Source organism: Bordetella genomosp. 9, from assembly GCF_002119725.1.
Taxonomy (GTDB): domain Bacteria; phylum Pseudomonadota; class Gammaproteobacteria; order Burkholderiales; family Burkholderiaceae_B; genus Bordetella_C.
In genome coordinates, this window is sequence record NZ_CP021109.1 from 1,695,615 (window position 1) to 1,715,859 (window position 20,245).

The 20,245-nt window shown below is 64.5% G+C and carries 21 protein-coding genes and 1 rRNA gene; 7 read left to right on the forward strand and 15 right to left on the reverse strand.

The window, feature by feature from the left end:
* Nucleotides 1-253: 253 nt before the first annotated feature.
* Both rrf and CAL13_RS07830 read left to right on the forward strand, forming a co-directional pair.
* Nucleotides 254-366, forward strand: a 5S ribosomal RNA gene (gene rrf / locus CAL13_RS07825).
* Between the two features lie 230 nt (nucleotides 367-596).
* Nucleotides 597-1,922: a dicarboxylate/amino acid:cation symporter gene (locus CAL13_RS07830; protein ID WP_086056905.1), complete on the forward strand. Its 1,326-nt coding sequence runs from the start codon at nucleotides 597-599 to the stop codon at nucleotides 1,920-1,922.
* 124 nt (nucleotides 1,923-2,046) lie between these two features.
* Here CAL13_RS07830 and CAL13_RS07835 read toward each other — a convergent pair whose 3' ends face one another.
* From CAL13_RS07835 to CAL13_RS07885, 11 genes are read right to left on the reverse strand one after another with little or no spacing between them, the layout of a single operon-like run.
* Nucleotides 2,047-2,994, reverse strand: a complete 948-nt coding sequence (locus tag CAL13_RS07835; protein ID WP_157664822.1) for a cupin domain-containing protein — start codon at nucleotides 2,992-2,994, stop codon at nucleotides 2,047-2,049.
* Nucleotides 2,995-3,004: 10 nt separating this feature from the next.
* Nucleotides 3,005-3,763 carry an ABC transporter permease gene (locus CAL13_RS07840; RefSeq protein ID WP_198297929.1) on the reverse strand — a complete coding sequence of 253 codons (759 nt, stop codon included), beginning with the start codon at nucleotides 3,761-3,763 and terminating at the stop codon, nucleotides 3,005-3,007.
* On the reverse strand, nucleotides 3,760-4,536 hold the full coding sequence (locus CAL13_RS07845) for an ABC transporter permease (RefSeq protein WP_086056907.1): 777 nt from the start codon (nucleotides 4,534-4,536) through the stop codon (nucleotides 3,760-3,762). The genes CAL13_RS07840 and CAL13_RS07845 overlap by 4 nt, the downstream gene beginning before the upstream one ends.
* A complete protein-coding gene (locus tag CAL13_RS07850) occupies nucleotides 4,533-5,552 on the reverse strand; it encodes an ABC transporter substrate-binding protein (protein WP_086072011.1) in 1,020 nt (339 codons plus the stop codon). Before CAL13_RS07850 ends, CAL13_RS07845 begins: the two co-directional genes overlap by 4 nt.
* 18 nt (nucleotides 5,553-5,570) lie before the next feature.
* Nucleotides 5,571-6,413: a TauD/TfdA dioxygenase family protein gene (locus tag CAL13_RS07855; protein ID WP_086056909.1), complete on the reverse strand. Its 843-nt coding sequence runs from the start codon at nucleotides 6,411-6,413 to the stop codon at nucleotides 5,571-5,573.
* A gap of 55 nt (nucleotides 6,414-6,468) precedes the next feature.
* Nucleotides 6,469-7,281: a class II aldolase/adducin family protein gene (locus CAL13_RS07860; protein ID WP_086072012.1), complete on the reverse strand. Its 813-nt coding sequence runs from the start codon at nucleotides 7,279-7,281 to the stop codon at nucleotides 6,469-6,471.
* Complete coding sequence (locus CAL13_RS07865) at nucleotides 7,278-8,135, reverse strand: ABC transporter ATP-binding protein (RefSeq protein ID WP_086056911.1); 858 nt, start codon at nucleotides 8,133-8,135, stop codon at nucleotides 7,278-7,280. Before CAL13_RS07865 ends, CAL13_RS07860 begins: the two co-directional genes overlap by 4 nt.
* A gap of 59 nt (nucleotides 8,136-8,194) precedes the next feature.
* Nucleotides 8,195-9,448, reverse strand: a complete 1,254-nt coding sequence (locus CAL13_RS07870; RefSeq protein WP_086073560.1) for a M20 family metallo-hydrolase — start codon at nucleotides 9,446-9,448, stop codon at nucleotides 8,195-8,197.
* Nucleotides 9,449-9,458: 10 nt separating this feature from the next.
* Nucleotides 9,459-10,340: an alpha/beta fold hydrolase gene (locus tag CAL13_RS07875; protein WP_086072013.1), complete on the reverse strand. Its 882-nt coding sequence runs from the start codon at nucleotides 10,338-10,340 to the stop codon at nucleotides 9,459-9,461.
* 10 nt (nucleotides 10,341-10,350) lie between these two features.
* Entirely contained in the window at nucleotides 10,351-11,484 is a 1,134-nt protein-coding gene (locus CAL13_RS07880) for a pyridoxal phosphate-dependent aminotransferase (RefSeq protein ID WP_086072014.1), read from the reverse strand.
* An 11-nt stretch (nucleotides 11,485-11,495) separates the two neighbouring features.
* Entirely contained in the window at nucleotides 11,496-12,281 is a 786-nt protein-coding gene (locus tag CAL13_RS07885; protein ID WP_086072015.1) for an SDR family oxidoreductase, read from the reverse strand.
* A gap of 342 nt (nucleotides 12,282-12,623) precedes the next feature.
* Between CAL13_RS07885 and CAL13_RS07890 the strand changes: the two genes are divergently transcribed.
* From CAL13_RS07890 to bioD, 5 genes are all read left to right on the forward strand, one after another.
* Complete coding sequence (locus CAL13_RS07890) at nucleotides 12,624-13,331, forward strand: GntR family transcriptional regulator (protein ID WP_232467790.1); 708 nt, start codon at nucleotides 12,624-12,626, stop codon at nucleotides 13,329-13,331.
* Between the two features lie 205 nt (nucleotides 13,332-13,536).
* A complete protein-coding gene (gene bioB, locus CAL13_RS07895) occupies nucleotides 13,537-14,544 on the forward strand; it encodes a biotin synthase BioB (protein ID WP_086072017.1) in 1,008 nt (335 codons plus the stop codon).
* Nucleotides 14,532-15,902 carry an adenosylmethionine--8-amino-7-oxononanoate transaminase gene (gene bioA / locus CAL13_RS07900; RefSeq protein ID WP_086072018.1) on the forward strand — a complete coding sequence of 457 codons (1,371 nt, stop codon included), beginning with the start codon at nucleotides 14,532-14,534 and terminating at the stop codon, nucleotides 15,900-15,902. The genes bioB and bioA overlap by 13 nt, the downstream gene beginning before the upstream one ends.
* Nucleotides 15,895-17,187, forward strand: a complete 1,293-nt coding sequence (locus tag CAL13_RS07905) for an aminotransferase class I/II-fold pyridoxal phosphate-dependent enzyme (protein ID WP_086072019.1) — start codon at nucleotides 15,895-15,897, stop codon at nucleotides 17,185-17,187. Before bioA ends, CAL13_RS07905 begins: the two co-directional genes overlap by 8 nt.
* A 74-nt stretch (nucleotides 17,188-17,261) precedes the next feature.
* Entirely contained in the window at nucleotides 17,262-17,993 is a 732-nt protein-coding gene (gene bioD / locus CAL13_RS07910; protein WP_086072020.1) for a dethiobiotin synthase, read from the forward strand.
* 21 nt (nucleotides 17,994-18,014) lie between these two features.
* Here the strand turns inward: bioD and CAL13_RS07915 are convergent, their stop codons facing one another.
* The 4 genes from CAL13_RS07915 to rsfS all read right to left on the reverse strand — a co-directional run bounded on the left by CAL13_RS07915 (nucleotide 18,015) and on the right by rsfS (nucleotide 20,161).
* A complete protein-coding gene (locus CAL13_RS07915; protein ID WP_086072021.1) occupies nucleotides 18,015-18,527 on the reverse strand; it encodes a DUF1993 domain-containing protein in 513 nt (170 codons plus the stop codon).
* A 91-nt stretch (nucleotides 18,528-18,618) separates the two neighbouring features.
* Nucleotides 18,619-19,239 (reverse strand): Maf family protein, encoded by a 621-nt coding sequence (locus tag CAL13_RS07920; RefSeq protein ID WP_086072022.1) that lies wholly within the window; start codon nucleotides 19,237-19,239, stop codon nucleotides 18,619-18,621.
* Nucleotides 19,239-19,709: a 23S rRNA (pseudouridine(1915)-N(3))-methyltransferase RlmH gene (gene rlmH / locus CAL13_RS07925; protein ID WP_086072023.1), complete on the reverse strand. Its 471-nt coding sequence runs from the start codon at nucleotides 19,707-19,709 to the stop codon at nucleotides 19,239-19,241. The genes CAL13_RS07920 and rlmH overlap by 1 nt, the downstream gene beginning before the upstream one ends.
* Nucleotides 19,710-19,765: 56 nt before the next feature.
* On the reverse strand, nucleotides 19,766-20,161 hold the full coding sequence (gene rsfS, locus CAL13_RS07930; RefSeq protein WP_086059329.1) for a ribosome silencing factor: 396 nt from the start codon (nucleotides 20,159-20,161) through the stop codon (nucleotides 19,766-19,768).
* Nucleotides 20,162-20,245: the final 84 nt, after the last annotated feature.

The window sequence follows — 20,245 nt, forward strand, 5'->3', positions numbered from 1 at the left end:
CCCTGATGGTTGCAACACCCATCCCAAGCAAACACCGGCTTGCATAGCCATGATGCTTGCCCACTGTGCCGGCAGCACCTGCCCCGAACAGGCAGCGCTGCCCTGCAGTCCAACCCATCCAAACCCCAATACCCTCGCCGCGACGTCGCCTGCGACGCCGCGCGTGCTTTAACCAGATTGGCGTGGCGCGACCCCCGAAAGGCCCGGACCTTACCCGGCCCCACAAGGACCCCGCACCGCGCAACCCTTTACGCCTGACGACCATAGCAAGGTGGTCCCACTCCTTCCCATCCCGAACAGGACAGTGAAACGCCTTCGCGCCGATGATAGTGGACGGACGTCTGTGAAAGTAGGTCATCGTCAGGCTCTTATCCCGCAAAACCCCGCCGGCTTCCGGCGGGGTTTTGTCTTTGTGCGGGCCGTGCGCGCGAACTGACGAGCGCGGCCTGCCGGATTACCCGCATTTTCGGAAAACCGATTTCAGTATCCAGACAGGATGGCCCGATAGTCATCCCATAAAATAGCGCTACCCGTGCGTATCCCGGGTGGCGCTCTGGGCGGATGCTCGGGCCACGCACAGCAGAGTGGATGGAGCAATGATCGAAGTAGATGAGACCGCGGTGCCGCGGAAGCAGAAGTTTTATCAAATCCTATATGTCCAGGTCCTGGTAGCCATCGTCATCGGCATCCTACTGGGCTATTTCAAACCCGATACCGCTGAAGCGATGCGGCCGCTAGGCGACGGCTTCATCAAGCTGGTCAAGCTGATCATTGCCCCGGTGATTTTCCTGACGGTATCCACCGGTATCGCCGGCATGAGCGACCTGAAACGGGTCGGCCGAGTGGCGGGCAAGGCTTTCGTTTATTTCCTGGTTTTCTCGACGATCGCGCTCATTGTCGGCATGCTGGTCTCGCACCTCGTGCAGCCCGGCGCCGGCATGCATGTCGATCCGCAGACGCTCGATAACAAAGCGGTCGCCCAGTACGTGACAAAGGCGCACGACAGCACGGTGACCGGCTTCTTGATGAACATCATCCCGAGCTCGCTGGCCGGACCTTTCGTCACGGGGGATATTCTCCAGGTACTGTTCGTGTCGGTGCTGTTCGGCGTGGCGCTGGCCTTGGTTGGCGAACGTGGCAAGCCCGTTCTGAACCTGCTCAACGCCCTGGCGCATCCGGTCTTCAAGATGGTCGCGATCCTGATGCGTGCCGCGCCGATCGGCGCCTTCGGCGCGATGGCGTTCACCATCGGCAAGTACGGCATTCATTCAGTGTTGAATCTGGCGGCGCTCGTGGGCACGTTTTACGCCACGTCGATTCTGTTTGTCGTCATCGTGCTTGGCCTGGTTGCCCGCTATAACGGCTTCTCCATTATCAAGCTGGTTCGCTACATCCGCGAAGAGCTGCTGCTCGTGCTCGGCACCAGTTCATCGGAGGCGGCGCTGCCAACCCTGATGCAGAAGATGGAACGCGCCGGCTGCTCCAAGCCCGTGGTAGGTCTGGTCGTGCCCACCGGTTATTCCTTCAACCTGGATGGCACCAACATCTACATGACCATGGCGGCGCTGTTCATCGCCCAGGCCTGCGACATTCATCTGTCCCTGGGCGACCAGGTGCTGCTGCTCTTGGTGGCCATGCTGAGCTCCAAGGGGGCCGCGGGGGTGACCGGGTCAGGGTTCATCACCCTTGCGGCTACCTTGTCCGTGGTGCCGAGCCTGCCCCTGGCCGGCATGGCGTTGATCCTTGGCGTCGATCGTTTCATGTCGGAATGCCGTGCGCTCACCAACCTGGTCGGCAACGCGACGGCTTCGATCGTGGTGGCCCGCTGGGAAGGGCAGTTGGACAAGGATGCGCTGGATGCCGCGTTGAACGGGGAGACTCCCGTGTCGGCTCGGCCCGCGCAGCCGGCGGTCAGTCGCTGACGCTATACCCGGTTCTCCTGCGCGGAGATCCGGGGCCGAGGCACTGATATCAGGCCGTCAAACACGCCCGGGACAGGCGTGTTTGACGGCCGATTGCCTTCATTCGCCGGATCCGCTTCCAGCCTTACGCCGGATCAGACGTCCACGCGAAGCCCATGGTCCGGCCTTCGTAGTACAAGCCGCCGTCCTGCACGATGAGGAAGTCGGCTCGCGCATCACCCTCGTTATGGTGCGAGTGCGCCACGCCGGCTGGCGTGACGAGGGTAGCGCCTTCCTCCCACGCGCAGCGCACACCCCCCAACATCGAGTGGCAGGAAGTTCCGGACAGAACCAAGGTCAATGCCGCGGAGTTGTGGCGATGCGCGGCTTGTGAGCCGCCTGGCGCCAGCGTGTTGAGGGATAGCGTCAATGCCGGCATGATGTTGCGCTTTTCCTCCAGCGCCTCGCAGGAGAAGACCACGGCCCGCCCGGAAGTATCCGCATCAGGTGTCGCCGCCTGCACGCTATCCATGTGCGCGGCAATGTCTGCGCGTGTGAAATGAACCGCCTGACCGATTCCTGCCCTGGGCGCAAGCTCAAGCGCGGCAAGTAGCGGCTCGTCAGTCACGACCCAGAGAAGGACGTCGTGGTCCGCATCCGCCGTGAGCTCGGTTCTGCGGCATGGCAAGAGAAACACGTCGCCGGAGCCGAATGCCAGCCGTTCGTCGCTACCCGTGTCAACGCCTGCTCCCGTCGACACGGTTCCGCGGCCAGCCATGACGTACCAGATGGACGACGAAGCGCGCTCGGCAAATGGCGCCACGATGGACTCGCCTGCCTGGATTCGGGCATAACGCGCCAGCATGAACGGCGTCGTGGCGGGATAAGCGCAGCCCAGTTGATCGGACTGATCGCAGGCGTAGAAACCGGAGGCCGCATAGGGCACCGCCGCCATGCGGGGCGGCTCTGTGAAAACACGGGCCGTCACCTCTGGCAGGGCGATATTGAACGCGTTTGCCGAGTTGAAATATCGGGCGCGAGCCTGTGCCGCGGTGGCCGGCGAACGCGCGCGACCCACTGGCAAGGCCGCCATCCGCAGGCCGCTATTTCCAGAAGACATAGCGCCTCTCGAGCAGGTTTACGATGCCGAACAACAGCAGGCTGGCTCCCGACGCCACAAATATGGCCGACCATACCTGTACAAAGTCGATCTGCAGGACGGCCTGGAAAATCGTCCAGCCAAGGCCGCCCGTGGCGCCCAGCATTTCGGTCACGATAGCGACGATCATTGCACGCACCGTAGATACTCGCATGCCGGCGGCGGTCAACGGGATGGCGGCCGGCAGCCGCAACCGCCACAGGATGGCCGCACGGTCGGCGCCGAAGCTGCGCATCAGGTCGACGACGCGGGGGTCCACGCGGTCCAAACCGGCCAGCGCGTGCAGGAACACCGTGAAGCCCACCGCCAGGGCCACCATTACGATTTTCGATTCCGGCCCCACGCCGAACCATAGAAGAATGAGCGGCGCATAGGCGACGACCGGCACGGAGTTCAACGCGGTTGCCAGCGGCAGCAGCACCTGCCGGGCGCGGGGCAGCATGGTCAGGACGACGGCGAACACGATACCCGCGCACGCACCAAGGAGGAAGCCGCATACCGCTTCCATGATGGTCAGGCGAGCGGCCTTCAACAGCGCCTCGTGCTGCGTGGCAATCGCCGCAAGGATCTGGGTCACGCTCGGCAGTACGTAGGGCGGCAGATCGAAAGCGCGGGTGCAGGCTTCCCAGAGCACGGCGACCCCGATCATGCCAAACGTGGCGCGTTTCGCGCTGCGCGAAAGATGCGGCAACCGGTACTTCACAGTTCGCTCCTCCAGAACACGGCCTTGCGCTCGGCCCATGCAACAAGCGCGTAGAACGACGTCCCGAGCAAGCCCGCCATGAGAATGGCGGCCCACAGTGCGATGAACTGTTCGTTGTACATTGCCTGCAGCAGAAGGACCCCGAGCCCGACCGTGTCGCCAAACCATTCGCCAGCGATCGCGCCCAGCAGGCTCAGCGTGCATGCCAGCCGCAGCGCAACGAAAATCTGCGGAAGCGCCGCCGGAAGCTGCAGCCTGAGCAAAAGCTGCATGGGACTGGCCCCGAAGCTGCGCAGCAAATCCAACTGCTTTCGGTCTATCGCTTCCAGTCCATTCAGGGTGTTCACCGTCACTGGGAAAAAGGTCAGGTAGAACGCAATTACGGCCTTCGCGAGAATCGTGTTGCCGAACCAGAGCACTACCACCGCCCCGAACGCAATCACGGGTATCGTCTGTGAAACGATGAACAGCGGAAATATCAGTTCGCGCAGCGCGCGCCAGCGGTGGAATAGAACGCCATTGAGCACCCCTACCGCTGCGCCGGCTGTGTATCCCAGGAGCGTTTCGGATAGTGTCCGGACAAAGCCGGACGCGTAGGCGCCGGGCACCGCCGCGATCGCTTGCAGAATGACGGAGAGCCGAGGCAGGTAGTAGGGGCGGATGCCGGCAACAGCGACCCCCGTCTCCCAGATGACGGCAATCAGCAGGATGGCCGCGAGCGTTCGCAGGAGGGCGTGGGCGCTTGCCGCGAAGCCTGGCGCGCCAGCGTTCATGGCAGTCGCTCCGCGACGGGAATCGCCTGGAGGAAGCGGGCGTCGAACGCCTTCTCGACGTCCATGGGTTTGGCAATGACCTTGTTGGCGAGCAGGAACTGCTCCGCGGCCTTCATCGCGGCCGGATCGATCCAGAACAGGCCTTCCGTTTTCGCATTCCCCGCCGTCATCAGACGATATGCTTCGGTCAGCATGAATTCCTGGTGAGCGCGGTCCAGTGTGGGCGAGGCTTTCATCACAATGTCCACCGCTTCCTTCGGATGCAGCATTGCATCGCGCCAGCCACGTATCGATGCCTTCAGGAAAGCAGTGACGAGTTCCGGTTTCTCCTGCGCCGTCCGAGTGGATACGATCAGCGTGTCGCGCGGGAAGGTGATGCCGTAGTCTTCGGCCTTGAATAGCCGCAGATTGTCCTCGCCGACGCGTTGCCGGATCGTATAGAGCTCGTTGTACCAGGTAGCGGTGACGACATCGACGTCGCCGTTGACAAAGGGCGTCACGCTAACCTGCTGAGGTTGGATATCGACTTTGGCCCGATCGATCCCCTGGTTCGCCAGCATGCCGAAAAGTACATAGTTCGCGCCGGTGAACCACGCTGTAACCTTCTTTCCTTCGAAGTCTTTCAGCGTCTTGATTTTGCTATCCCGGCGAGCCACGAAAACGAACGGCGTAATCTGGTGCGCTACTCCGATGGAAACGATGGGCATGCCCTTGTCGATTGCCGCCATGACGCTGTCCGTCCCCCCCGAAAGCCCGAAGGTGTCCGCGCCGCTGGCCACCAGGTTTTCCGTAAGCAGGTTGGGACCGCCGGGATTGATGGTCAGGTCGATGCCCTCCTGCTTGTAGTAGCCTTTCGCCAGGGCATAGTAGAAGCCGGCGAATTGGGCTTGCGGCAACCACTTCAAGCGCAGCGATGCCTTGACTGGTTCATCCGCTGCCCGCGCAGCGGGCGCAAGCGCGACGACGGCAAGCGCTGCTCCCCATGCCAGCGTGACGAGCATTTTCCTGATGTTCATCGTGGAATCCCCTTGTCTTCAGAATGGCCGCGTGCCCGCGACGGTGGTTCGGTGCATGATGCGCCGGTATTTGGTGTCCTCGTACGGCGTGGCGCAATGCATGGTGCAGCGGTTGTCCCAAATGATCAGGTCTCCCTGGCGCCACTTGTGCCGATACACGAACTCTTCGGATATGGCATGCCGGTTCAGCTTGTCCAGAAGCGCATTGCCTTCTTCCGGTGGCAGCCCATTGACCGACTTGATGATGTCCTGACCGACATACAGGGACAGACGTCCCGTCACGGGATGCGTGCGTACGAGCGGATGAACCACATCAGGCGTGCGCGCCTTCTGTTCGTCGCTCAAGGGTTCGCGGTCCGCGAAGGCTTTGCCGTAGTAGCCAGCATACGAATGCGTGGCGCTCAAATGACGGATGCTGGCCTGCACTTCGGGTGGCAGGGCCTCGTAGGCCAGATGCATGCTGGCGAAAAGCGTGTCGGCGCCGACAGGAGGCACCTCCACGGCGTACAGCAGCGATCCCATGCTCGGTTCAGCGACATAGGAAAGGTCGGAATGCCAGTTCCATCCTTCCTTGTGATTGCCGATGGGTTTGCCGTCCTCCGTCACGTTGGACAACACGTAGATTTCCGGCAAACCGGTAGTCAGGAATTGCTTGAGGACATGTGTCATCAGGTCGCCGAACCGGCGGCTGATGCCGACGTGACGCGCATTGCTCAGGGTCTGGCCGCGGACCAGAATAAGCGAGTGGCGGTCCAGTTCCTTGACGAGCTGATCCACCGCAGCGTCGCTGGCAGGGTCGGATAAATCCAGGCCCACGACTTCGATACCGAAACCGGGGTGCAGGGGCCGTGTGTGCAGCATGATGGTTCCTCTAGGGTGGCGATCCGTATCCCGTGGCGGGATGGGTCTGGGTGGCTTATCGCTTGTAGGAGGTGTCAGCGCGGTCGAGCTGTCTCAGCAGCGCCGGCCATTCGCGCTCGCCGGGGATGAGGATGTCGCCCTGGTTCTCCCAGAACTGCCGGGCCGCTTTCTCGCATGTTTCCGGTTCGGGAAGCATCATTGGTCCTGCGCCTCCCGCGACGGCGGCCTGCATGGCAAGCTGAATGCGCGCCGCTCGTTCGAAGTAGTACAGCAGCATGAACGCTTCACCTGGCGTGCGGCCTACCGTCAAGAGTCCGTGATTGCGCATCAGCATGACGGGATTTGCACCGAGGTCAGCCACGAGCCGTTGCCGCTCGTCCATATCGATAGCCACGCCCTCATAGTCGTGGAACCCCTGGCGCCGGTAGAACCGCATGGCGAACTGAGACAAGGGCAGCAGGCCATCGCGTTGCGCGGAAACGGCCACGCTGGCGTCGGAGTGGGTATGCAGTACGCATGCAGCATCGTGCCGAGCCTGGTGGATGGCGCCGTGGATCACGAACGCGGCCACATTCACCTCGTGCGGCGTATCGCTCAGTTTTCGCCCTTCGATATCGATCAGCACCAGGCTGGAAGCGGTGATCTCTTCGAACTGGAGCCCGTAGGGGTTGATCAGGAACCGGTCCGCGGCGCCCGGCAGGCGCAGGCTGATGTGGTTGTAGATCAGATCGTCGAGCTTCAAGGCCGCAACCAATCTGTAGCACGCGGCAAGAGACACTCTGGCATCCCATTCCACGTCCGAAATACCGTGCGGGCGCCGCACGTCATCCGTTGCGTCATGGCGTGTTGCGCCGTGGATTGCGATCATGGCCGCTTCTCCTGCAGGTCCGGCGTCGTGAACGACTTCATGCTTTCTTCCTCGATAGCGGACAGCAGCGTCCGCTTCATGGCGATGAACTCCGGCGATGTGACGATGTCCGGCAGGCGCGGTCTTGGCAAGGCGACCTTTTGCTCCAGCTTGACGCGGCCGGGCCGCGAGGTCATGACGAGGACCCGATCGCCCAGGAACAGCGCCTCGTCTACATCGTGCGTAATGAACAGGATGGTGCGCCGGTGTTTTTGCCACACGTCCAGCAGCCAGCGCTGCATCATCGTTCGCGTCAGCGCGTCCAGTGCGCCGAACGGCTCGTCGAGCAGCATCAGGTCGCGCTTGAACATGAACGTGCGCATCAGCGCCACCCGCTGCCGCATGCCGCCGGACAGCTGCTGCGGATACTGCTTCTCGAAGCCGGCCAGACCGAACTCCGGCAACATCTCCATCGCGGCGCGACGCGCGTCCGCGCGGCGTACGCCCTCGAGCTCGACCGCCAGGATTGCGTTGTCGATGACGGTGCGCCAGGGCAGGAGCAAGTCCCGTTGCGGCATGAAGGACACTTTTCCGAGCAGGTCGCGCGCGGGGCAGGGCTTGCCGAGGAACTGGATGCGTCCGCCGGCATCCGGCTCTTCCAGGCCAGCGACGATATTGAACAGCGTGCTTTTGCCGCAGCCGCTGGGACCTACCACCGTGACGAATTCGCCTGGCGCGATGTTGACCTGCAGTTCACTCAGCGCTCGCACCGATCCGAACGTCTTTGAAATGTTCGCCAGCGTCAGCAAGGGCTGGGTGGCCGACGCGCGGTCGCCGGGAGACGCGTACGCCAAGGGGGCGGTCTGCGCGTGCATGGGCAATACTCCTCTGGACAAGGGAACAAGCTGCCGTATGGGCGATTGGGCGGCCGCGCTCACGGCGCCGCCCCGGTCGCCAGTCCGGCCAGGACTTCGGCCAGCACCCGCGTGCCGGCATGCAAATCGCCGGGCTGGGCGTATTCCTCTTCGTTATGTGTGACGCCGCCCCGGCAGGGGACGAAGATCATTGCCGAGGGACACACGGTGTGCAGATAGCGTGCGTCGTGGCCCGCCGCCGATATCAGGTCGCGGTGCGGCAGCGACAGCGTATCGGCGGCGCGGCGTACGCGGCGGCGCATGTCCTCGGGGAAGGTCAGCGAATCCGCCTCTGACAAGCGTTCCACCTGCACGTCGCACGGGCCCGCGTGAGCCTTGCACGTGATCTCCACCATGGCAGACAGCCGGCGCAGTTCCGCGGTGTCCGGATGACGGAGGTCCACCGAGAAGACAACCTTGCTGGCCACGACGGACGGCGCGCTCGGGGTGACGTCGAAACGCCCGACGGTGAACTTGACCATGTCGCGCGCGTCGTGAAGCGCGGAAGCCAGGGCCTGGACCATCGCCGTGGCCGCCAGCAGGGCGTCCTTGCGCTCTGCGCGCGCCGAGGTGCCGGCGTGCGCGGCCTCGCCCTGCACGCAGACACGGAAAGTGTGTTTGCCCTGTATCCCGGTGACCACCCCAATGGGTATACCCTCGCGTTCAAGCACCGGGCCTTGCTCGATATGCGCTTCGACATACGCGTGCACAGGGCCGCCCAGGCACCGGAGGGGGATCGCATCGAGCAGGGCGGCTTGCGCGTCCAGCGCTTCGCGCACCGACACGCCGGCGGCATCGCGTACCGCAAGGGCGGCCTCCAGCGTCCGCTGGCCCGCGAATACCGCCGATCCCATCATCCCGGGCGCGAAACGCGATCCTTCCTCATTCATCCACGCCACGACGTCGATTCCGCGCTGCGGCCTGACGCCGGCTTCCTGCAAGGCTTGCACCGCTTCAAGGGCCGCCACGACGCCGTACGCGCCATCGTATCGGCCGCCCGTAGGCTGGCTGTCCAGATGCGAGCCGCTCAACAGCGGCGCCAGCGCGGGTTCCGCTCCCGGCCAGCGCAAAAAGAAATTGCCCGCCGCGTCGCGGGTGGCATGCAAACCGAGCTTTTCCCCCCACGCCGCCATCAAGCGCTGCGCGCGCGCATCTTCGGCGGACAAGGCCGGCCGGTTGACCCCGCCTGCCGCGGTGGCGCCGATCTGCGCCAGTGCGTCCAGGCGGGCCATCAGCCGTTCGGGGTCGACGAAATCGGAAGGGCGTGGCGTCATGGGCGGCATGTCAGGCGGTTTTCATGATTTCGCTGGCAACCGAGCGGGGGTCGCGAGGCTGCCATCTGCCTTGTTCAACCGTCGCAAGGAAATCCGATACGAACTGATTGAACAGTGCCGGCTCTTCCAGGTTCAGCGTGTGGCCGGCCTTGGGCAGCACCGCCAGTCCGCTCGCAGGTATGGTCCGCTTCATGAAGATGCCCGGTTGCAGACAGTGATCGTCTTCGTCACCCACCACGATCAGCGTTGGCACCGGCATCTGGCGCAGCTCGTGTTCCAGGTCGTAAATGGACGGACGGCGCGCCTGCACGCCCCGCATCGTCAGGGCGGAGCCCTTGGCGTCATGTTCGCCCAGTTGCGTCGCGAATTCCTGCCAGCCGCGCGGGTCTTTCAACTGGAAGATGATGCGCGAAGCTGCCCGGGAGTAGGTCCTGGCAAATACCGCGGCACCTTGCGACTCGAACTTGTCCGCTACCTCGCGGGATACCGTACGGAAGTATTCTTCGTACTGCTTTTCCGCCCCGTAGCCGGCCCCCGCAACGACGAGCGACAACGCACGTGGCGCGTTACGCAGGCCGAAATGCAGGGCCGCGAAGCCGCCCATGGACAAGCCGACGACATGTGCGCGTTCGATACGCAGTGCATCGAGCACATCGGCCATGTCATCCACGGCGATGTCCTGCGAATAGCGGTCCAGCGACTCCGGCACGTCCGAAGGCGCATAGCCGCGGGCGCTGTAAGTGATGCAGCGGTAGCGGCGGGCGAAGTAACGCATCTGCGGTTCCCAACTGCGCCAATCTCCGCCGAATTCGTGGACGAACAGGATGGGCGTGCCCGATCCTGCTTCTTCATAGTGCAGCCGGATGCCATCGCGGGTTGTGATCGTGGGCATGTGAAGGGTCCTAGTAAAGCGCGCTGGCGTGCGGTTCTCGCCGGGCCTGATCGACCATCTTGGGAAGCAGCTCGCAGAACCGGTCCGCCCAGGATTCGGGCACGGTCAGGCTGATCTTCACGAAGCGGTCACCAAATCGTTTGGTGTGGTAGGTGCCCTGGCGGATCATGATTCCGTGTTTCTGGTAGGCGGCCACCAGCGCTTCGGGCTTCACGCCGGCATCCACGGTTTCCACGATGACAAGGTTGGCCTGTGAGGGATGGACAGGCAGGCGCAACCCCGGCACCCTTGCGGCGGCTTCGGCCACCGATGCCTGGTTGCGCCTTTGCCGGCGTCGCACATCGGGGAACCAGTCGGCCTTGGTTTGCAAGCCGGCAATGGCGGCCCGTTGCGAAAGCACGTTGCTGCCAAGATTGTTCGGCGGCGCCGTTGCCAGCCGCTCGATGATGTCCGGGTTGGCGATGACAGCGCCAAGCCGCATGCCAGCCAGTCCCAACCATTTCGAGAAGCTGTACGTCATGATGGTTTTTTCGGGATAGAAGCGATAGGCCGGCGTGAAGGCGTCGGCGAAGTGAAAATACGTCGCGTCGTGAATCAGAAAGGCGTCAACGGACCTGGCGATCGCGGCGATTTCACGGATCTCATCCTCGGTGTGGCAGGTGCCGAGCGGATTGTTGGGATCAACCAGGTAGATCGCCGTGGTGTCCGGTCCGACGGCCGCCCGCAGCTGTGCCGGCGTCAGCTTGTATTGCTGCTCAGCGTTGTAGATTGGCAGCTCCACTACGCGCGCGCCTGCCTGCCGGGCGAAATGCATGGGCCACGCCCAGCTGGGGTCCGTCGTGACGAAATCCCTGCCCGTCTGGCATACGTGGCGGCATACGCTGTACAGCGCCTGCACCGCCCCGTCCGTGACAAAGGCGCAGGCATCCGGCACGCCGGCGTCTTCCACGATCAGGCGGCGCAGCGCCTCGAACCCAGCGGGCGGCGCGTAGGCGTGATAGTCGCCGCGCGCGACCGCGTCCATGATTGCCTGGACGACGGCCGGATGCGGGTCGAAGTGATTGGTGTTCTGTCCCAGCCACATCAAACCCGGCGTATTGCACAGGCGGTCGAAATAGGCATTGCGTTCTTCAAAGCCCCGCATGGCGTACCCCGTCAGATGATGGAGCGACGCGACGCGATGCCGCCATCGATGGTGACGATGGTGCCAGTGATATAGCCGGCACGCGCGGATGAAAGCCAGACGATCAGGTCGGCGACTTCCTCTGCGGATGCGGGGCGCTTTGCTGGATACTTGTCGAACAGTTCTTCCCAGCGGGCTTCATCGCCGTACCAGTCCAGCGCTCGCCGCTTCATCAGCTTCACCATGCGATCGGTCGCCACCGGCCCCGGGTTGACGCCCACGACCCGAATGCCATCGTCCAGGCTACGGCCGCCCAGGGCGCGCGTGAAGGCCATCATGGCGGCATTGCCCGTCGTGCCAACGATGTAGTCCGCGTCCGGGTTTTCGCCGGAATTGCCGATGTCGTTGACGATGACGCCGGCGCCGCGGGATTTCATATGGGCATAGATTTCCCGCGACAGCGTGACGTAGGAGAAGATCTTCATGTCGAGGCTGTCGCGCCAGACCTGGTCGGATAGCTTGTCAAGCGGTCCGGCCGCCGAGTCGGCCGCGTTATTGACCAGAATGTCAACGCCGGCGCAGCGGCGCGCCAGTTCCATCGCATTCGCATTCACCGCGAGGTCCATAGGGTGAATATGGACGTCGACGTCATGGGACTGCACGAGCGCGTCGCGCGCTGCCGCAAGTCCTGCTTCGGAGCGCGCGGCCAAATGCAGGGTGCTCACGCCTTCATTTGCGAAGCTGTGCGCGGTCGCCAGACCGATGCCCTTGGACGCGCCGGTAATCAGCGCCGCCTTCCCTTTCAACCCCAAATCCATTGCGATGTTCCTTACCTGAGTATGTACACAGACCCCCGGGTCATGTATGCAACTGGACGCGTGGGGTGAGGCGATCGGCCAACCCGTCGTCGCCGGCGGGGTATCCGATGAAGGAGACAAACGCAACATCCATGCCAAGTCCGTTTACCGCTGCTGGGAAAAGGCGCTAGGTTTCGATGCGCCAAGCAGGTGCCAAACATGGTTCGAGACGCACAATATCGTGCATACTGGGCGATGTTTCTTGTATACAAGAGCGGCTATAATGTCTCGCTAGTGCCATCTCGCGTGGCCGTTCAGTGCGTTGCCCATCGGCAGCCGCGCCTCGGCCCAAGGACAGCAGGAGTGAAAACAGTATCCAAAGCGACTTCGCCTTCATCCCGCTCATCGGACCGATCGGCTACTGCGCCAAGCCGTTCGGCGCAAGTCCAGAAGGCGCTGGAAAGGGAGATCCTTTCTGGGCAGCTCGCGCCAGGCGCCCGGCTGGACGAAGTGGAGCTGGCGCAACGTTTCCGTGTATCGCGCACTCCGGTACGCGAGGCGCTGCGGCACCTGGCGTCCGCCGGACTGATTCGCATACGAAGCCGCCAACCGGCTCAAGTCGTGGAGTTGTCGGCGTCGCGGCTGATCGAGATGTTCCAGGTCATGGCCGAATTGGAAGCGCTTTGCGCCCGCATGGCGGCGCGGCGCATCTCGGCATCCCAGCTCGCCCTGCTTGGCGGGCTGCATGCGCAATTGGCCCAATTGGCGAAAACCGACCAGGTCGAGGACTTTTATGAGGTGAATCGGCACTTCCACGAATTGATCTACGAGGCATCGCAGAACGAGTTCCTGGCCGAACAGACGCGTGCGTTGCGCAATCGCATCGGCGCATACCGGAAGCTCGTTACGCAAAAGCCCAGCCGCCGCGCCGCAACGCTGACGGAGCATGAACAAGTCCTGCGCGCCATCGCCACGGGCGACGAGGATGGCGCCGCGCAGGCGATGCGAGGCCATGTCAATCTGCTGGGCGAGAAGCTGCTGGACTTCATCGCGCTATTCCCGAAGCCGTAGTGCAGACATATTTGGAAACGACTGCGTGGCAACTATTCGGCCCCGCGTTTACGCGGCAAGATGTCAGCAGCGTCTGGCCAACTCCGCCGAACTCCGCGGAGTAGGCGTCAACCTGCCGGTAAAAACGCCATAGAATCGCCATTGCGTGGCGGCATTCCGCTCCCTACGATCCGGCCGTTTTTCAACGCCGCTTCTGGAGTACGCCATGCCGCATACCCGCACCGTTGCGCCACCGCAGCGCGGTTCGCATCGAATTCCATCCCCGGGCCGTTGGACCGGCCAGGCTGTCGCAGCGCTCTACGAGCTGCCTTTCCCGGAACTGATGCACCGCGCGCAGCGGGTGCATCGCCTTAATTTCGACCCCACCGAAATTCAGCTTTCCAGCCTGCTGTCGATCAAGACGGGGGGCTGTCCGGAGGACTGCGGGTATTGCTCACAGTCCGTGCATCACGACACCGGGCTGAAGGCGCAGCCCCTGATGGACCTGGAGGAAGTGCTGACGGCCGCGCGCGCCGCCAAGGCGGCCGGCGCCCGGCGCTTCTGCATGGGCGCGGCATGGCGTTCCCCCAAGCCCAGGCAGGTCGCTGCCGTCGCGCGCATGATCGAGGGAGTCAAGGCGCTGGGCCTGGAAACCTGCGTCACCCTCGGCATGCTGGATGACCAGCATGCGCGGCAACTCGCCGATGCCGGCCTGGACTACTACAACCACAACCTGGACACCTCGCCTGAGTTCTACGGCAACGTCGTGACGACGCGCACCTACCAGGATCGCCTGGATACCCTGCAACGCGTGCGTGAGGCCGGCATCAAAGTGTGCTGCGGCGGCATCATCGGCATGGGGGAAGACCGGCGGGCCAGAGCGGGCCTGATCGCCCAGCTCGCCAACCTGGATCCCTATCCGGAATCGGTGCCCATCAACGGCTTGATGCGGGTCGCCGGAACGCCGATGCACGCAGCCGAGAAGCTCGATCCGTTCGAATTCGTGCGGACCGTCGCCGTGGCGCGTATCGCCATGCCGCGCGCCATGGTGCGACTGTCCGCCGGGCGGCAGCAGATGGACGATGCAACGCAGGCATTGTGTTTCCTGGCCGGCGCGAACTCCATGTTCTACGGCGATGTTCTGCTGACGACTGGCAACCCCCAGGTGGATGCCGACCGCGGGCTGCTGGCGCGGCTGGGTATGCGCACGGGAGATGCCGTATGCAAGGCATAGCGCATCCTGACCGCGCGGCGGATCTGGTCGGTCGCAGCTTGCGCGCGGTCTGGCACCCCTGCACGCAGATGAAGCACCACGAACGCTTCCCTTTGCTGCCCATTGCGCGCGCCAGCGGCCCATGGCTCTACGACACGGCAGGACGCCGCTATCTGGATGGCATCAGCTCGTGGTGGGTCAATCTGTTCGGTCACTCGCATCCCGCGATCAATGCCGCGCTGACCCGCCAGCTGGACACGCTGGAACACGCCATGTTGGCTGGATGCACGCATGAGCCCGCAGTGGCGCTGGCCGAGCGTCTGTCGAGCCTGACGGAGGGCGCCCTGGGGCATGCATTCTTTGCGTCGGACGGCGCCTCGGCGGTAGAGATCGCCCTGAAAATGAGTTTTCACTCCTGGCGTAACCGAGGCCAATCGGGCAAGCGCGAATTCGTGTGCGTCGAGCACGGCTACCATGGTGAAACGCTCGGCGCATTGGGCGTGACGGACGTTGCCTTGTTCCGCGACGCGTACGGCCCATTGCTGCGGCACGCGCACCGCGTCGCAACGCCGGACGCCAGGGGGGCCATGCCTGGCGAAACCGCAGGTGACGTGGCGGCGCGCGCACTGGCCGGTGTCGCGGCCCTGTTCGAGGCGCGCGGCGCCTCCATCGCGGCGATCATCGTCGAACCGCTGGTGCAGTGCGCGGCCGGGATGGCAATGCACGATCCAGCGTATCTGCGCGGCCTGCGCGCCTTGTGCGACCGGCACGGCGTACACCTGATTGCCGACGAGATCGCCGTCGGTTTCGGGCGTACCGGCAGTTTTTTCGCACACGAGCAGGCGGGCATACGGCCCGACTTCCTGTGCCTTTCCAAGGGAATCAGCGGCGGCTATCTGCCTTTGTCCGTGGTGTTGTGCAGCGACGAAATCCATGAGGCCTTCTACGATGACGACATCGCGCGGGGCTTCCTGCACTCGCACTCCTACACCGGGAATCCGCTAGCGTGCGCGGCAGCCCTTGCGACGCTGGACCTGTTCGACCAGCTCGATGTGCTGTCGGCCAATCGCGTTCGGTTCGATGCCTTGGCGGCCGCACTGAGCGACCTCGACGGGCATCCCGGCGTCACGCATTTCCGGCGGTGCGGCGCCGTGCTGGCTTTCGACGCCGTGGTGGACGACGCGTATGCCGCAAGCAGCTTTGCGCGCCGCTATGCAGAGCACGCCCTGGCGGCCGGCGCCTTGCTGCGTCCCATCGGCCGCACGGTTTACCTGATGCCGCCTTACATCCTGGACAAAGAACACATCGGCTTGCTGGCGTTCGCGACGATACAGGCGCTGGACCGCACGCTCAACGACAAGGTGCCACGCCATGCCTGATTCCACTTTCCCCATCCGACCCGCGGCCAACTTCTCCGGCACGCCGCCGGCGGGCGACCGGCGCACCGCCTTCGATACTCTGGAACGCCGTATCGCGGAACTCGAAGCGCAGTCTTTGATACGGCGGCGGCGCGTCGGCGATACGCCCTGCGCGCCGCGCGTCCGTGTCGACGGTCAGGCGCTGGTCGCCTTCGCCAGCAATGATTATCTGGGTCTGGCCAACCACGCGGCGCTCATCGACGCCATCGGGGAGGGCGCGCGCCGCTATGGCGCCGGCAGCGGCGGGTCGCATCTATTGGGCGGGCATTCGCGCGCGCATGCCATTCTGGAAGACGCGCTGGCGAGCTACGTTGGCGCGTTTGCCCGCGACCCGCGCGCCTTGTCATTCTCTACGGGGTATATGGCCAATATGGCGATTCTGACCGCCCTGGCCGGACGCGGCGCGACGGTGTACTCGGATGCCTTGAATCACGCATCGCTGATCGATGGTGCCCGGCTGTCCCGCGCCGATGTTCGCATCTATCCGCATGCGGACGCGGGAGCGCTCGGCGCGATGCTGGAGGCGGATCGCCGCGACGGCGTCAAACTCATCGTGACCGATGCGGTATTCAGCATGGACGGCGACGTGGCGCCGCTGCGCGAGCTGGCGGTGCTGGCCGAGCGGCACCAGGCCTGGCTCGTCGTCGACGATGCCCACGGCTTCGGGCTGCAGGGAATGAACGGCGCGGGAACGGTGGCGGCCCTGGGGCTGCAAACGCCGCTGCTGGTCTACATGGGAACGCTGGGCAAGGCCGCCGGTGTGGCGGGGGCCTTCGTCGTCGCCGAGGCGACCGTGATCGAATGGCTGATCCAGCGGGCACGAACCTATATCTTCACCACCGCGGCCGCGCCGGCGCTGGCGCATGCGGCCACGGTCAGTGTCGCGCTGATGCGGGGACCGGAAGGCGATGCCAGGCGCGCCCGCCTGCGCGATCACATCGAGGCCATGCAGGGATACATCGCGCAAACGATGTGGGGACGGCCGATGTGGGGACGGCCGCCTGAAGCGTCGCCGCGTACGCCCATCCTGCCCATTGTCGTCGGCGCCAACGAGGCTGCAATGGCGCTTGCCGACTGCCTTCTGGAACGTGGCTTCTGGCTGCCGGCGGTCCGGCCCCCCACGGTGCCGGCGGGTACGGCTCGCCTGCGCTTGTCGCTATCCGCGGCGCATGACGCTGGCGATATCGCCCGGCTTGGCGCCGCCCTGGTCGAGGCCTCCCGCCGGCCGCCGATGCACCAGGCCTGACCCCATCCATGCAATCAACCGATCCGGGGCCCTGCCGATCCGTCGCGCGGGCGCCCCTGGCGCGGACAGACACCATGACACGCAGACACGCATCTTATTTCGTTGCAGGAACCGACACGGAAATCGGCAAAACGCTGGCCAGTTGCGGCTTGCTCAGCGCCTTCGCCGCACGGGGGCTGTCCACGGCGGCAATGAAGCCCGTCGCCGCCGGCGCGGCGCCCGATGCAGCCGGCATATGGCGCAATGAGGACGCCGAATTGCTGGCCGGTTGCGCCACCGTGCCGGTGCCGCGCGATCTCTCCACGCCTTTCCTCCTGCACGAACCCGCAGCGCCGCACCTGGTGGCGGATCGGGAAGGCGTGACGCTGGACATCGCCCGCATCGTCAGTTGCCACCGCGATATCGCGGCGCGAGCCGATATCACCATCGTGGAAGGGGTCGGGGGCTTCCGGGTGCCCTTGGGCCGGGACCGTGACACGGGGGACCTTGCGCACGCGCTGGCGCTGCCTGTCATATTGGTGGTCGGCATGCGGCTGGGCTGCTTGAGCCACGCGCTTCTGACGGCCGAAGCCATCGCATCGCGCGGCCTGCGGCTTGCCGGATGGATCGCCAACACCGTCGATGCCGCCATGCGCCTGCCCCGGGAAAACCTTGCCACCTTGCAAGACCGCTTCGCGCGCCACTACGGCGCGCCGCTGCTGGGCGCGATCCCCCGGCTGCCGGCGCCTTCTGGCCGGGCAGCAGCGGCGTGGCTCGATGTCGATCCCATTTTTCCGCCCGGGGCGGCTCAGGCGCACCCGGAATGAGGGGTCGATCCGGGTTGCCGATCAGCCAGGATAGGGGCCGAGGAAGTCCAGCTTGCCGATAGGCACCCCGCAGTGGCGCAGGATGTCGTATGCCGTGGTGATATGGAAGTAGAAATTCGGCAAGGCAAAGGTCAGCAGATAGGCATCGCCCTGGAACGTCGGCTTGAAATCGCCGAAGCTCAATTGCACGGTGCGGCTTTCGCTGCCTTCCAGGGCCGAGGCGGGCACGCTCTGCAGCCAGGCGATCGTATCGGCGATGCGCTTGCGCAGTTCCGGGAAAGTGGTCTCCGTATCCTCGAAGCTCGGCGCATCCAGGCCCGTCAGGCGTTTGACCGCGAACTTCGAAGTGTCGCTGGCGCGCTGGATCTGCCCCGACAAGGGATACATGTCCGGGGCCAGGCGGGCATTGACCAGCGTGGACGGATCCACGCCGTTCTGCGCCGCGTGCGACTCCGCCTTATCGAGCAAAGCGGTGAGCACGTTCAAGGCCCGGACAAATACGGGAACGGAAGCCTGGTACATCGACAAAGGCATGATGGTCTACTCCGTGGCACGAATGGCGGCTCCGAACGATTCGGAGGCGTGACGCCGCAGCCCGGGCGCATGGCAGCGTCCCGGACAGCCGCTATGGTACGTCGATGCCGACGCGCCGGAGCAGGGCGGCGGTTTCATACAACGGCAGACCCATCACGCCGGTGTAGCTGCCGTCGATGCGGGCGATGAAGGCCGCGGCCACGCCCTGTATGCCGTATGCCCCAGCCTTCCCATAGGGTTCGCCGCTGTCGCAGTAGCGCTCGATCTCCGCCCGCGTAATGGTTCTCATGCGGACTTCGGTGATCGACACATCCTCGAACATGCGGCCGTCGGCGCAGACGACGACCGCGGTATGCACCTGGTGGCGCGAACCGGACAGCCGCCCGAGCATGTCGATGGCATGCGCGCGGCCATCCGGCTTGCCGAGCACTTCGCCATCGAGGATCACCGTGGTGTCCGCGGCCAGCAAGGGCAGGGGCGGCAAGCCCTGGTCGCGAATGGCGAGTTCCCCGCGTTGCGCTTTCTCGCGGGCCGTCCGCCGGACATAATCGGCGCCGGCTTCGCCCGGGTGCCGGGGCTCGTCTTCGCCGGGCGGGGCGGGCACGTTCAGGACGCGGTGCGCGATGCCGATCTGATGCAGCAGTTCGCGGCGGCGCGGGCTGGTCGACGCCAGATAAAGACGGGGCACGGGATGCGAGTCAGCGAAGGCCATTACGCGCGATGATAAGGATGATTGGTCAGGATCGCCCACGCGCGGTACAGCTGTTCCGCCAGCAGGATCCGCACCATGGGGTGAGGCAGGGTCAGGGACGACAGGCGTATCGATGCATCGCAGGATCCCTTCAGGGCCTCGTCCAGGCCGTCCGGCCCGCCCACAAGGAAGGCGACGTCGCGGCCCAGGCCGCGCCATTGTTCCAGCGTCCTGGCGAGCGCGGCGGTGGTCAGGTCCCGTCCGCGCTCGTCCAGGGCAACGCGCAGGACGCCCGCGGGCAACGCCGCCTCGATCCGGCGCGCTTCGGCGGCCATCATCTGCGCAGGCGTTTTGCCGCTGGTGCGCGGTTCAGGCTTGATCTCCCGCAATGCCAGGGCACAGTCCGGCGGAAGACGCTTGGCGTAGTCGTCCCAGCCGCTTTCCACCCAGGCTGGCATGCGCGTGCCCACTGCGACGACGAGCAGTTTCACGCTGAACGGACGCTAGGGCGCTCAGAGACGTTGGTCATGCCGGGGCCGCTCCGGAATCAGATGTCGTCTTCGTCGTACGTGGCGCCCGACAGCGCAGGGCGTGTCGATTGCGGCAACAGCTTGACGCGGACCGGCTTGCCGCCCCAGATCTCTTCCAGGTTGTAGTACTCGCGTATTGCCGGCTGCATGATATGCACCACGACATCGCCCAGGTCGACGACGACCCACTCGCCGGTATCCTCGCCTTCGACGGCAACCGGGATGCGCAGGGCACGGGCGCGGTCCGAGACGCTGGATGCCAGCGCGCGCGTCTGCCGGTTCGACGTCGCGCTGGCGATGACCACACGGTCGAACAGGCTGGTCAGGTGCGTCGTATTGAAGATCTTGATGTCCTGCGCCTTTACGTCCTCGAGGGCGTCGATGACGGCGCGCTGTAGTTTCTGTATTTCCATGTTGTAACTATAACCCTCCGGGCCGCCTCGGTGAGGCTGGTAATCCTGCTCCGTCATGCGCTCGGCTTGCCCAAGGCGCGGCAG

Coding starts and splice junctions, on each gene's coding strand:
- CAL13_RS07830 (WP_086056905.1), top strand. CDS start 597: ATGATCGAAGTAGATGAGACCGCGGTGCCGCGGAAGCAGAAGTTTTAT.
- CAL13_RS07835 (WP_157664822.1), bottom strand. CDS start 2,994: ATGGCGGCCTTGCCAGTGGGTCGCGCGCGTTCGCCGGCCACCGCGGCA.
- CAL13_RS07845 (WP_086056907.1), bottom strand. CDS start 4,536: ATGAACGCTGGCGCGCCAGGCTTCGCGGCAAGCGCCCACGCCCTCCTG.
- CAL13_RS07850 (WP_086072011.1), bottom strand. CDS start 5,552: ATGAACATCAGGAAAATGCTCGTCACGCTGGCATGGGGAGCAGCGCTT.
- CAL13_RS07855 (WP_086056909.1), bottom strand. CDS start 6,413: ATGCTGCACACACGGCCCCTGCACCCCGGTTTCGGTATCGAAGTCGTG.
- CAL13_RS07860 (WP_086072012.1), bottom strand. CDS start 7,281: ATGATCGCAATCCACGGCGCAACACGCCATGACGCAACGGATGACGTG.
- CAL13_RS07865 (WP_086056911.1), bottom strand. CDS start 8,135: ATGCACGCGCAGACCGCCCCCTTGGCGTACGCGTCTCCCGGCGACCGC.
- CAL13_RS07870 (WP_086073560.1), bottom strand. CDS start 9,448: ATGACGCCACGCCCTTCCGATTTCGTCGACCCCGAACGGCTGATGGCC.
- CAL13_RS07875 (WP_086072013.1), bottom strand. CDS start 10,340: ATGCCCACGATCACAACCCGCGATGGCATCCGGCTGCACTATGAAGAA.
- CAL13_RS07880 (WP_086072014.1), bottom strand. CDS start 11,484: ATGCGGGGCTTTGAAGAACGCAATGCCTATTTCGACCGCCTGTGCAAT.
- CAL13_RS07885 (WP_086072015.1), bottom strand. CDS start 12,281: ATGGATTTGGGGTTGAAAGGGAAGGCGGCGCTGATTACCGGCGCGTCC.
- bioB (WP_086072017.1), top strand. CDS start 13,537: ATGCCGCATACCCGCACCGTTGCGCCACCGCAGCGCGGTTCGCATCGA.
- bioA (WP_086072018.1), top strand. CDS start 14,532: ATGCAAGGCATAGCGCATCCTGACCGCGCGGCGGATCTGGTCGGTCGC.
- CAL13_RS07905 (WP_086072019.1), top strand. CDS start 15,895: ATGCCTGATTCCACTTTCCCCATCCGACCCGCGGCCAACTTCTCCGGC.
- bioD (WP_086072020.1), top strand. CDS start 17,262: ATGACACGCAGACACGCATCTTATTTCGTTGCAGGAACCGACACGGAA.
- CAL13_RS07915 (WP_086072021.1), bottom strand. CDS start 18,527: ATGCCTTTGTCGATGTACCAGGCTTCCGTTCCCGTATTTGTCCGGGCC.
- CAL13_RS07920 (WP_086072022.1), bottom strand. CDS start 19,239: ATGGCCTTCGCTGACTCGCATCCCGTGCCCCGTCTTTATCTGGCGTCG.
- rsfS (WP_086059329.1), bottom strand. CDS start 20,161: ATGGAAATACAGAAACTACAGCGCGCCGTCATCGACGCCCTCGAGGAC.